The organism is Myroides sp. N17-2, from assembly GCF_002286775.1.
In the GTDB taxonomy this organism is placed as follows: Bacteria; Bacteroidota; Bacteroidia; order Flavobacteriales; family Flavobacteriaceae; genus Flavobacterium.
On record NZ_NSGJ01000001.1, the window covers coordinates 224,739 to 237,465 of the forward strand.

Sequence of the window (12,727 nt, forward strand, 5' to 3'; positions counted from 1 at the left end):
TATTTTGTGAAGCAAAAATATATGATTTTTTTGAATATATCCGTGCCACCTCTTATTAATACTTGTTTTAACTAATATGCACGCATAGAATTTGTCCAATAATTACCTAGTTATGCGTGAAATAAATCAAGATTCTAGTAATAAACCAAGATTTTAATTTTTTTTACAAACAAAAATAAAAGATAAAACAATTTAACAATATTTATCTAAAAAAATTAAATATTAATTATTGTGCATACTTATCCTACCTTTTAATCACAATCAACTTATACTTCTCTTAATCCTAAAATAAGAGATAAGCAGATCTGAATTAAGAAGTAGAGTCCCCTTGTAGTATTTAACAAACGATGATTCTGAAAGTATCACTCTTTACTCTCTATTTCTATCTAAAGCCTATTCCAATTATTTTTTTACTTTTTCTTTTATAACCACTATTAAGAAGATAAAAAACATCTTTTCACACATCTGTTAGACTATTTTTATTAATCCATCTCATCCACAGCTAATAAAATCTATCTCTATTATACTTTAATTACGATTTTTTTCTAAAACCAAAATTCATAAAACACAATATACCAACACCTTAACAAATAAAACACATTTATCCCCAATCTCTCCGACCTCCACTCATCCCAGTACATATCTACCATCATACTCTATCCTAGGACAATTATAGGAGAATGATAGGACAATAAGAGGGCATAAAGGCTATTTATCCAAGAATCCTGCTTTTATTCTGCTCTTATTCTTCTCTAATACAACAATTACTTTTAAGTCCAATTGTCATCGACATAAGAAGAAATCTGACTAAAAAAGGAAATATTTCACTCTTTTTGAGCACCTATTTAATTCGCATTCAGCCATCAAGCTAGAGTTACAAAGGGCTGAACAGCCTATAAAACTTTCTCAACAATTATATACTTGGCATTCAGATTTTTATATATTAGAAAAGAGGGAATAGTATGGACGAGTTGCAATTCGTCCCAACAAAAAACAAGATCACAACATCACGAAAAAACAAAAAAAAATAAGTTATGGCAGAAATCAAACAGGGTATACTAGGTCCAGTAAATGGCAAAGTAGGAACAGTAGTTGGAGCAACATGGAGAGGAATAAATTACATCCGTGCTAAACCACGTAAGTCAAGAAAAAAACCAACAATGAAGCAATTGCTTCAATGGGATAAGATGAGCCTAGTATCAACATTTGCAAGTAAATTCAAGGATTTTGTCAATGCGAATTGTCCTGCTGTACATAATGGTAAAAAGTGGATTACAGGTAAAGAGCAAATGATCTCTAGACTTATGACGCAAGGCATTAATTTAATTAACGGAGAACAACACATCAAAGTAGAAGAGGCTTTATTATCTATCGGCAACCTTGCTCCTGCAGTAATCAAAAAGATCAACCGTCTAAAAACAGGCAAGTTTAAAGTACAATGGGAAAATGGGTTGATTAATGCCCTTACGCTTAATACAGATAAACTAACAATGATGCTGTATAACGAGACCTTGGATCAATTCGTAGCCATATCTGATGTGGGAAATCGCGTAGATAAGTACGCTCATTTTAGTCTACCTCCTGATTGGGACAAGGGTACTGTTTACTTTTGGAGTATGTGGAAAGCCGTTGATGGCAGTGTTAATAGTACAAGTTGCTTTCACGGAATATTAGAATTAGAAAATATAGAAGAGGAAGCGGAGAACAGAGAACAGGAAGCAGAAAACGGGAAACAGACAGCTGAGAACGAAAACCAGATACTTTCTGAGGTTATACCTATAGAACAAGCTAGAGATATCTCTCTTAAAAACTTTATAGAAGAAGTGGAATCAAAAACTGAAGTAGAAACTATATCTCCTTTTACACCTCCTTTCAAAGAAAATCAGGTAGTTGATCAAGTACATACTGCGGAGCTAAATCCAACTATAGATTCAGAGAAATCTTCAAATAAAAACAACAATACCTTACCTCACACTGATACCTCTGAAAAAGAAGGGGAATTGAAGAGGTGGACTCCACCTGGCTATATCCGAAAAGTAAACAAAGAGATTATCAAGCAAGCTAAAACAGCAGAAAATGAGGAACAAACGGATCAAATGGATGAAAAACTGAATAATGAACCGCGTTCTATTCTAGAGTTTTACACTATAACAGAAGAGCAGAAGGAATGAAAAAAACAGAACTTTATAGATGCACTTGCTAAGAGATAAATATATACAACTTTATAAATATGTCGCATTTTTACAATCGTACTATATTCACAAGAAATACATTTGTTCTAATTAATAACTTATCTTTATCAATATGGAAAAATTTGTAGTTGCACAGTTTTATATCAAACCTGAATACATCAATGAATTCAGAACGCTAACTAGTGAATTAATCAAACACACTAGACTAGAAGCGGGTAATATATCGTATACTTTATATCAAGATGTAGAGGATGATACTCATTTTGTATTCAATGAGAAATTTAAAGATCAAGCTAGTTTTGATGCTCATACGCAGACATCACATTTTAATACATTTATCAATGCAGTAGGTCATACCTATGCTAAAGACCCAATTATCGAAATTATAAAATAACAATGCAATTAACACACCGTAAGCCTATAGCTAATCTATTAGCTTATATCAATAGATATTATTGGGGAAGCTCTACTACCTCAGTAGAGACAATTACTATGTTTCCTTTAGTAGCAGGTACAGGTGTCGATGTATATATACATTTCGACACCTCTTTCTCTGTTAATAAACATTCATTACCTACCTCTCATATCCTCTGCCCTCGTCAGTATATGGATATTAGTACAGCAGGCAGCATTGATTTTATCGCTATTCGCTTTAACCACGGTGCTTTTAGACATTTCTGTGACATCAATTTTAACGAGCTAAATAATAACTTTCTAACCGTACAGGACTTGTGGAAAGAAGAGGGCGATATACTCATAGATCAGCTATATCACGCTAAAGATACCACTCACAGAGAACAGCTCTTAAATGAGTTCTTTTCCATTCAACTTCTAAAACACCAAAAAAAGAACAGCATTCTAGATCAAGCAATGCGTACAATATACACTAATCACGATAACACCTGCATCACTGACATCAGTAAACAGCTTATGATGAGTACACGCCACTTCGAACGCAAGTTTAAAGAAGAGTTTGGCTTTACTCCTAAGAAGTTTCAAGTAGTAAGTCGATTTGAGAGCACCCTGCGCAAGTTATTTCTATCTACTGATAGCGACTACTTAGCTACTGTGCTAGACAGTGGGTATTATGACCAGTCTCATTTTATTAAAGACTGTAAGACGTACTCTAACTTATCTCCTACAGAAGTTCTGACACATAAAGAGCATTCGTTACACTTTTATTTTAAGAGGATAGAGTAGTTTGTAGTATTTATAAATCTTGAAAACGAAAGCTATACACATCTACTTTATATACTATGGAAACAAGCTTTATGAGATACATAAGTAATCATCTTTTCTATTATTCATAACTTAAATTCATATCTTTAATTCACTACATACTTTACTTCTACTTTATCCCCTTCTATCAGAGGCATACCATTGACACTTGTTAATTGTTCTTGATCTACCTTTTGGCATAATACATTAGCAAAAGCATAGATGGCTACATTCTGTTGCTTATCAGACTTATCCCATTCTGTCTCTATTGATATTGACTCACTATTAGTAGTTATATCCATTACTAAATTATACTTCTCACCTGAGATAGATAGTTTCTTTATATCCATGACATTGATACTCCATTGTTCTCTCTTAAACTTAAGAAGTACATTATCTCCCTCTACTTCTATCTGCCACTTTCCAGACAGATTCATCTTTACATATAGGGAAACAATACCATACCCTATACCATAACAGACACCGAAATATCCTATCGCTACTATGCGATGAAGTTCCTTAACTGTAAATACTCCATAAGTACGCTCTATAATAAACGAAATAGCGTAGAACGCTAAAAAACTCAATGCTATAGAGACGACAGTCATCCACAGATTACTTAGCTTCTTACTGCCTTTAAATACAAATTCACTCTTCTGCATAACTATGATTTTAACTTATATGTCCTTACGAACTTATTAGTACCTCCATTCTGTTTCACACTGTACTCCTCCATACGCAGTCTAGCTCTAATGACTTGATGAAATTCGTCTGATAACATCGTTTTTTCTTTGCTATAATCCATCACTAAGCTATAATTACCTTTAGTCGTATAAAAATAGTAAGTAGATACCCTCATTATAGCATCCCCGCCTTCATACTTATCCACTGCCACGTCCACTTTAGTCACGTCTTCATAGCGCATACTTAATACTTTATCGACTCTATAAAAAGAGATCGTTTGATCCCCTGCTACGACCTGTTTTAACTTAATCTGCGGAAACAACCACTTACTAGCTAGCAAAAAAACAACTACCAAATATGGCAATAAAAACAACATCAATACCCAATTATAGTAATCCCCTAAATCCATATCATCTAAAATATACTCGCACACCCCTATTATGTACAACAGTGTAACTAGCATCACGCCAACTATTAACCCTAAAATTCCAATAACGGTGCTTTTATAAAATAGATAATCTACTTTAAAACTTTTATTCTCTTCCATTTCAGATATAAATTATTATTCACTAATAAATTGTGGCGATAGATAGCCAACAATATCAAATTACGTAAAATCATTTTAACAAATAGCAGTATAAATTAACAACATATATCGCAAATAAACAATATCACAATTCAAAGAATACTACACCTTTTACTTTCTATATTATTAACAAAATTCACTAATTACAGATTCCTTTACGCTGATAACTAACAACAAAATACCACCTACTTTTTACTCGCTGTCATCTTGTCAGTTAGTGAAAAAAAAGTATCTTTGTAGCTTAAAGTAAAACACCCTTAAGTATCTTATGGAAAAGGTAATTGACGAAAATAAACAAGGTACAAGCTTACAATTAGAACAAAAGCAAGACAACAAGAAGAAGCTATTCATCGAGAGCTACGGTTGTCAAATGAATTTCTCTGACAGTGAGATTGTAGCTTCTATCCTATCTAACGAAGGATATAATACAACTGATAAACTAGAAGAGGCTGATTTAGTATTAGTAAATACATGTTCGATCAGAGATAAAGCAGAACAAACTGTGCGTAAACGCCTTACTCAGTACAACCAAATGAAGACTAAGAATCCTGGGATGAAAGTTGGAGTTCTTGGATGTATGGCTGAGCGTTTAAAAGCTAAATTCTTAGAAGAGGAAAAAATCGTGGACATGGTAGTTGGTCCAGATGCATATAAAGATCTTCCTAACTTACTGAAAGATGTAGAAGAAGGTAGAGATGCTATTAATGTAATCTTGTCTAAAGACGAGACTTATGGTGATATCTCTCCTGTACGTCTTCAGAGTAATGGGGTAACGGCATTCGTATCTATTACTAGAGGATGTGATAATATGTGTACATTCTGTGTAGTACCATTCACTAGAGGTCGTGAACGTAGTCGTGATCCACAGAGTATCATTGAAGAGATTAGAGATTTAAAAGAACGCGGATTTAAAGAGGTAACTTTATTAGGTCAGAACGTAGATAGCTTTGTATGGTTCGGTGGAGGTCTTAAGAAAGACTTCGAGAAAGCTACTGAGATGCAAAAAGCAACTGCAGTGGACTTCGCTCAGCTATTAGATCAATGTGCTACTATGTTCCCTAAGATGAGATTCCGTTTCTCTACATCTAATCCACAAGATATGCATATCGAAGTGATCGAGATGGTAGCTAAGCACGACAATATCTGTAACTACATCCACTTACCAGTACAGTCTGGAAGTACACGTATCTTACAAGAGATGAATCGTCAGCATACTAGAGAAGAATATATCGCATTAGTAGATAAGATTTATGAACTAATTCCAGATATTTCGTTATCACAGGATATCATCACTGGTTTCCCTACGGAGACAGAAGAGGATCACCAAGATACATTATCTCTTATAGAGCACGTAAGATATGACTTCGGTTATATGTTCGCTTACTCAGAGAGACCAGGTACACTAGCTGCTCGTAAATTAGAGGATGATGTACCAGAAGAAGTTAAAAAACGTCGTCTAAGTGAGATTATAGATGTACAACGTGCTATCGGTCTTGAACGTATGGAACGTTTCTTAGGTCTAACAGTAGAGGTACTAATAGAAAAAACCTCTAAGCGTAATGAAGAAGAATGGTCTGGGCGTAACTCTCAGAACACTACTGTTATTTTCCCTAAAGAAAATTATAAAGTAGGTGACTTCGTCATGGTAGAAATCACTGACTGTACATCAGCTACACTTATTGGTAAGCCTGTAGGATACTCTTCTATGCAAGAGTAAATAGCAATATTTAAAATAAAAAAATGGAAAACCTTCAAGTTATAAAACAACGCTTCGAGATTATCGGTAATGACGTGAAACTAAATCGCGCATTAGAGAAAGCTATACAGGTAGCTCCTACTGATATATCAGTATTAGTCACTGGAGAGAGTGGTGTAGGTAAAGAAAGTATTCCTAAAATCATACATTCACTATCACATCGCAAACACGGTAAGTTTATCGCTGTTAACTGTGGTGCTATTCCAGAAGGGACGATAGATAGTGAACTATTCGGACACGAAAAAGGAGCTTTTACGGGTGCTATAGGTACCCGTGAAGGTTACTTCGAAGAAGCTGACGGAGGAACTATCTTCTTAGATGAAGTAGGTGAACTTCCATTAACTACACAGGTAAGATTATTACGTGTATTAGAAAACGGAGAGTTTATTAAAGTTGGTTCTTCTAAAGTTCAGAAGACAGATATCCGCATCATCGCAGCTACTAATGTCAATATGGTAGATGCGATTAATAAAGGTAAATTTAGAGAAGATTTATACTACAGACTAAGCACAGTAGAGATACTATTACCCCCTCTTAGAGAACGTGGTGAAGATATCCACTTACTGTTTAGAAAGTTTGCTTCTGACTTTTCACATAAATATAAGATGCCACCGATCAAGCTAGAGCCAGATGCAGCATCTTATCTAATGCGATATAGTTGGTATGGTAATATCCGTCAACTGCGCAATGTCGCTGAACAGATATCTGTATTAGAAACAAATAGAGAGATTTCTTTATCTATATTACAAGGATACTTGCCTAATCACGATAGACAACTGCCGTCTGTGATAAACACACCTAAGTCTGATTCGGATTTTAGCACTGAACGAGAGATACTATACAAAGTATTGTTTGATATGAAAAGTGATCTAACAGATCTAAAGAAACTGACATTAGAACTATTACAACATGACAAAGGTACTGTGTCAGAATCTAACAAGACCTTGATTCAAAAAATCTATGGTACGAAGAAAGCTGAATTACCTGAATTAATGACTCCACCAACAGCTGATCTTGATATTATCCAAATGGAAAGTCATTTATCTACAGCTAATAACCTCATGTTCCATGATACAGTAGATGATGATGAAGATACTTCTACATATCTTGAAGCAGAGACAGTAGATGATGAACCTCTAAATTTAGAGAATCAAGAGATCAAGCTTATTAAGCGAGCATTAGAAAGACACAGTGGTAAGCGTAAAGCGGCTGCTAAAGAATTAAATATATCAGAGAGAACACTGTATAGAAAGATAAAACAATACGACTTATAGTTATGAGAATCAAACATTTATTTGCAGTATTATTTATAGCACTATTTTTTAATAGCTGTAAATATTATAACTTTACAGGAACAGGTAAAATTAATGCAGACTCTTTTCAGGTTAATTCATTTCAAAACAATGCTCCATTAGTAGAGCCAGGTATTGAAAGAACGTTTACTACTAGTCTACAAGATTTGATTCAAAACCAAACTAGTTTAAGTCTTACGAATACAGATGCAGATTTAATCTACGAAGGAGAAATAGTAGAGTACCGTATTAGCCCAATGACAGCTACAGCTGATCAAAGAGCTGCTCAAAACAGACTGTATGTCGCAGTAAACGTAAGGTTCTTTAATAAGAAAAAACCTGATGAAGACTTCGAGAAGAGATTTTCATTTTACTATGACTACGATGCGAATACACAATTAATGGGAGCTAGTCTTAATACAGCTATTGAGACTATCTATGAGCGCATCACACAAGATGTATTCAATGAATCTCTTGCTAAATGGTAATTATTTAAAAACAAATCAACTTGACTCTAAACGAATTAGACATATTACTTCGCCAACCTCAGCTTATAAAAGGAGATGAGAGCACTCAGCTAAAGGCTATTATAGACCAGTATCCGTACTTTCAGTCTGTGAGAAGTCTTTATCTAAAAAGCTTATATGCAAACAAAAGTTATGTCTATAACCAAGAGTTAAAGACTACTGCTGCACATACACTTGATAGAGATATTCTGTTTGATTTTATTATCTCACCAGACTTTATTACTTATCAACCTTTACAGATTAAGACTGAAGAAATAGTAGTCTCTAAAGAAGTAGCATTAGAAGAAATAATTACTACAGAAACTCAAATAACTACTAATGAGAATATACCGTTAGAGCCATCAAGTTTCGCACATTTACAAGAAGATAATATAGTAATAGAAGAATCTAGTACGATAGACAACACTACAGTAGAAGAGGTTATTATAGAGGAGCCTATAGTCATAGAAAAAGAAGTATTAGTAGAAGAAATAGAGCTAGAAGAAGATCCTAAAAAGGAAATTGCTGAACCAAAACTAACTTCAACTGCTATTAAAAGTCTTTTACAATCTATAACAATACACGAGAATCAACAGTTATATCCGCCTATTAAAGAAGAAGTATCTGATACACCTACAGCTATAACTCAAGACAATACGACTACTTCTGTAAGTGAAGATGCGGAACAGACAAAGGTCGAAATAACCTTATTAGAAGAGAAACTAGAGATAGGAGCTCCTTTAAACTTCGATGATAAAGAGAAAATGTCTTTCGCTGAGTGGCTACAATTATCTAAGATTAAGCCTATAGACAGAGAAAATGATTCTATTTTAACAGAATCTGAGCAAAATGCAGATATTGAAAAACAAAAAAAAATAGAATTAATAGATAAATTTATAGAAACAAATCCAAAGATAGTTCCTACTAAGAAACCCACTGTAATCCCAGTAAACATCGACACTTCAGTGCAAGAGAACAGTAGTTTAATGACAGAGACTTTAGCTAAAATTTACTTGGAGCAAAAGAAATATCAGAAAGCGATACAAGCATATGAAATATTAATTTTGAAATATCCAGAAAAAAGTAGTTTCTTTGCAGACCAAATATCAGATATAAAAGCGTTACAACAACATAATAGTTAATCACCATGAACACATTTACAATATTTTTAATCTTAATCGCAATTGTATGTTTTTTACTTATCGTAGTAATTATGGTACAGAATCCTAAAGGTGGAGGTTTAGACTCATCTTTCGGTGGATCTACAGTAGCAGGAGGGGTTAAAAACACAAATGATTTCTTAGATAAAAGTACTTGGACATTAGGTGCAGCATTAATCGTATTAATTCTATTATCATCTACTAGTTTCAATGGTGGAGCTGCAGGAGATTCTAAATTATTAGATCCAAACGCAGTACCAGTTCAACCATTACCAACAGAAGTACCTGCAAAACAAGATGCTCCTGTGACAACAACGGAGACAACAACTCCAACTGAAGAAACTCAAAATCAAGCTGAATAAGTTTAGCTTTAACAAATACACGAAATGCCGGCTGTCAAGCTGGCATTTTTTTTTGTCTATATTGTCACTTTTTTGCTTTGGCACACTTTATGACAATTCATTATCTATAATAATTAAAAATAATAATTCAATTTCATAAACTATAAAACTATGGCAGTAAATATTAAACCACTTGCAGATAGAGTTCTTATTGAACCATTACCAGCTGAAACTAAAACTGCTTCAGGTCTATTCATTCCTGATACAGCAAAAGAGAAACCACAAAGAGGAACTGTAGTAGCTGTAGGAAATGGTACTAAAGATCACGACATGACTGTAAAAGTAGGAGATACTGTATTATATGGTAAATATGCAGGTACTGACTTAAAATTAGACGGTACAGATTACTTAATCATGAGAGAAGACGATATTCTAGCAATCGTTTAACTTAGAATCAGCGTTAGCCAAATAGTATAAAGCAATTCTTGGTTTAAGAATTGAATCAATAATAACAAAATCCAAAAGAACAAAATGGCAAAAGATATTAAATTCGACATTGAAGCACGCGAAGGTTTAAAACGCGGAGTTGACGCTTTAGCAAATGCAGTTAAAGTAACATTAGGACCTAAAGGTAGAAACGTAATCATCGGTAAATCATTCGGTGCTCCTACTGTGACTAAAGACGGTGTATCTGTAGCTAAAGAAGTTGAGTTAGAGAATACATTAGAGAACATGGGTGCTCAGATGGTGAAAGAAGTAGCTTCTAAAACGAATGACTTAGCTGGTGACGGTACTACTACTGCTACTGTATTAGCTCAAGCTATCGTAAAAGAAGGACTTAAAAACGTAGCTGCTGGTGCTAATCCAATGGATTTAAAACGCGGTATAGATAAAGCTGTAGAAATCATCGTAGAAGACTTGAGAAAACAATCTCAAGAAGTAGGTGGTTCTATGGATAAGATTAAACAAATCGCTTCTATCTCTGCTAATAATGATGATTTCATCGGTGAGTTAATCGCTCAAGCATTTGAGAAAGTAGGTAAAGAAGGAGTAATCACTGTAGAAGAAGCTAAAGGAACTGAGACTTACGTTGACGTAGTAGAAGGTATGCAATTTGACAGAGGATATTTATCACCTTACTTTGTAACTAACTCTGAGAAGATGGAAGTTGAATTAGACACTCCATACATCCTATTATATGACAAGAAAGTTTCTTCATTAAAAGAGCTTTTACCTGTATTAGAGCCAATCGCTCAGTCTGGTAAACCTCTATTAATCATCGCTGAAGACGTTGATGGAGAAGCGTTATCTACATTAGTAGTGAACAAATTAAGAGGAGCGTTAAAAATCGCTGCTGTTAAAGCTCCAGGTTTTGGTGATAGAAGAAAAGCTATGTTAGAAGATATCGCTATCCTTACAGGTGGTGTAGTTATCTCTGAAGAGCAAGGATACACATTAGAGAATACTACATTAGATATGTTAGGTACTTGTAAGAGAGTTAACATCGACAAAGACAACACTACTATCGTAAGTGGTGATGGTGATGTAGATATGATCAAAAATAGAATCAACCAGATTAAAGCGCAAATGGAAACTACTACTTCTGACTATGACAGAGAGAAGTTACAAGAACGTTTAGCTAAGTTAGCTGGTGGTGTAGCTGTATTATACGTAGGTGCTCCTTCTGAAGTAGAGATGAAAGAGAAAAAAGACCGCGTAGATGATGCACTTCACGCAACAAGAGCTGCTGTAGAAGAAGGTATCGTAGCTGGTGGAGGTGTTGCTTTATTAAGAGCTAAAAACGCTCTAGTAGACATCAAAGCTGATAATGCTGATGAGGAGACTGGTATCTCTATCATCGCTAAAGCTGTAGAATCTCCTCTAAGAACTATCGTAGAGAATGCAGGTCTTGAAGGTTCTGTTGTTGTAGCTAAAGTATCAGAAGGTACTGCCAACTTCGGATACAATGCTAAATCAAATGAGTATGTAGATATGCTTCAAGCAGGTGTTATCGATCCTAAGAAAGTAACAAGAGTTGCATTAGAGAATGCTGCTTCTGTAGCTGGTATGATCTTAATCACTGAATGTGCATTAGTAGACATTAAAGATGATAGCGCTGCTATGCCTATGGGTGGTGGTATGCCAGGTATGATGTAATACCAAATCTTTATTTCAATATTAGAGGGAGTATCACTTATAGTGGTACTCCCTTATTTTTACTTTACCAGTAATAATATAAAAAAGGCCTAGAGTTACTACTCTAAGCCTTTTTTATATTATTACTTCGAAGTGATTTCTTTTAAGTCAGCGATAGTTGCGATAGGATCAGCTGCACTGAATACAAAGTTACCCGCTACTAATGCATCGACTCCTGCATCTACAAGGGCTTTAGCATTCTTATTATTCACTCCACCATCTATCTCTATCATTACATTAGCACCTTTAGCATTAATCATTGCTTTCAGTTTGCGTACTTTATCATAGGTATTCTCAATAAAGCTTTGACCACCAAAACCAGGGTTCACACTCATGATAAGTACTAAATCTAGATCTTGAATTATGTCTTCTAATACACTTACAGGAGTATGAGGATTAAGTGCTACACCCGCTTTCATTCCTTCTGCTTTAATCGCTTGAACTGTACGGTGCAGATGTGTACATGCTTCATAATGTACAGTAAGGATATCTGCTCCTAAGTCTTTAAATGTTTTGATATAACGATCAGGATCTACTATCATTAAATGCACATCAAGTGTCTTCTTAGCATGTTTATTAATCGCTGCTAATACTGGCATACCAAAAGAAATATTTGGTACGAATACTCCATCCATAATATCAATATGGAACCAGTCTGCTTGGCTATTATTCACCATTTCGATATCTCTCTGAAGATTAGCGAAGTCTGCTGCCAATACTGACGGTGCTATAATCGTGTTTTTCATATAATTGAGTTGTGTTTGTACAAAGGTAAAAAAAATACCCAACAGCCATG

At 34.6% G+C, this 12,727-nt stretch carries 13 protein-coding genes; 10 read left to right on the top strand and 3 right to left on the bottom strand.

The annotated features are described in order from the left end of the window. Nucleotides 1-1,034 precede the first annotated feature (1,034 nt). The 3 genes from CF599_RS01030 (at nucleotide 1,035) to CF599_RS01040 (ending at nucleotide 3,392) form a co-directional block, all read left to right on the top strand. The gene (locus CF599_RS01030) at nucleotides 1,035-2,171 is read left to right on the top strand and encodes a DUF6266 family protein (protein ID WP_121964185.1); all 1,137 of its coding nucleotides are present in this window, start codon (nucleotides 1,035-1,037) and stop codon (nucleotides 2,169-2,171) included. A gap of 133 nt (nucleotides 2,172-2,304) precedes the next feature. Then, complete coding sequence (locus CF599_RS01035) at nucleotides 2,305-2,586, top strand: putative quinol monooxygenase (RefSeq protein ID WP_121964186.1); 282 nt, start codon at nucleotides 2,305-2,307, stop codon at nucleotides 2,584-2,586. A gap of 2 nt (nucleotides 2,587-2,588) precedes the next feature. Further along, nucleotides 2,589-3,392 carry a helix-turn-helix domain-containing protein gene (locus CF599_RS01040; protein ID WP_121964187.1) on the top strand — a complete coding sequence of 268 codons (804 nt, stop codon included), beginning with the start codon at nucleotides 2,589-2,591 and terminating at the stop codon, nucleotides 3,390-3,392. Nucleotides 3,393-3,517: 125 nt separating this feature from the next. On the opposite strand, the gene CF599_RS01045 is transcribed toward CF599_RS01040, so the two are convergent. Together CF599_RS01045 and CF599_RS01050 are read right to left on the bottom strand one after the other, a co-directional pair. Next, the gene (locus tag CF599_RS01045; RefSeq protein WP_121964188.1) at nucleotides 3,518-4,072 is read right to left on the bottom strand and encodes a hypothetical protein; all 555 of its coding nucleotides are present in this window, start codon (nucleotides 4,070-4,072) and stop codon (nucleotides 3,518-3,520) included. A gap of 2 nt (nucleotides 4,073-4,074) precedes the next feature. Further along, a complete protein-coding gene (locus tag CF599_RS01050) occupies nucleotides 4,075-4,641 on the bottom strand; it encodes a hypothetical protein (protein WP_121964189.1) in 567 nt (188 codons plus the stop codon). A 307-nt stretch (nucleotides 4,642-4,948) separates the two neighbouring features. On the opposite strand from CF599_RS01050, the gene miaB reads away from it, so the two are divergent. The 7 genes from miaB to groL all read left to right on the top strand — a co-directional run bounded on the left by miaB (nucleotide 4,949) and on the right by groL (nucleotide 11,892). Then, on the top strand, nucleotides 4,949-6,397 hold the full coding sequence (miaB, locus tag CF599_RS01055; RefSeq protein ID WP_121964190.1) for a tRNA (N6-isopentenyl adenosine(37)-C2)-methylthiotransferase MiaB: 1,449 nt from the start codon (nucleotides 4,949-4,951) through the stop codon (nucleotides 6,395-6,397). A gap of 23 nt (nucleotides 6,398-6,420) precedes the next feature. After that, complete coding sequence (locus CF599_RS01060) at nucleotides 6,421-7,710, top strand: sigma-54-dependent Fis family transcriptional regulator (RefSeq protein WP_121964191.1); 1,290 nt, start codon at nucleotides 6,421-6,423, stop codon at nucleotides 7,708-7,710. A gap of 2 nt (nucleotides 7,711-7,712) precedes the next feature. After that, nucleotides 7,713-8,216 (top strand): LptE family protein, encoded by a 504-nt coding sequence (locus CF599_RS01065; protein WP_121964192.1) that lies wholly within the window; start codon nucleotides 7,713-7,715, stop codon nucleotides 8,214-8,216. A gap of 20 nt (nucleotides 8,217-8,236) precedes the next feature. Beyond that, nucleotides 8,237-9,376, top strand: coding sequence for a tetratricopeptide repeat protein (locus CF599_RS01070; protein ID WP_121964193.1), 1,140 nt, complete (start codon nucleotides 8,237-8,239; stop codon nucleotides 9,374-9,376). Between the two features lie 5 nt (nucleotides 9,377-9,381). After that, complete coding sequence (gene secG, locus CF599_RS01075; protein WP_121964194.1) at nucleotides 9,382-9,756, top strand: preprotein translocase subunit SecG; 375 nt, start codon at nucleotides 9,382-9,384, stop codon at nucleotides 9,754-9,756. Between the two features lie 150 nt (nucleotides 9,757-9,906). After that, nucleotides 9,907-10,182 (top strand): co-chaperone GroES, encoded by a 276-nt coding sequence (gene groES, locus CF599_RS01080; protein WP_121964195.1) that lies wholly within the window; start codon nucleotides 9,907-9,909, stop codon nucleotides 10,180-10,182. A gap of 84 nt (nucleotides 10,183-10,266) precedes the next feature. After that, the gene (groL, locus tag CF599_RS01085) at nucleotides 10,267-11,892 is read left to right on the top strand and encodes a chaperonin GroEL (RefSeq protein WP_121964196.1); all 1,626 of its coding nucleotides are present in this window, start codon (nucleotides 10,267-10,269) and stop codon (nucleotides 11,890-11,892) included. 122 nt (nucleotides 11,893-12,014) lie between these two features. Here groL and rpe read toward each other — a convergent pair whose 3' ends face one another. After that, entirely contained in the window at nucleotides 12,015-12,677 is a 663-nt protein-coding gene (gene rpe / locus CF599_RS01090) for a ribulose-phosphate 3-epimerase (protein ID WP_121964197.1), read from the bottom strand. Nucleotides 12,678-12,727 lie beyond the last annotated feature (50 nt).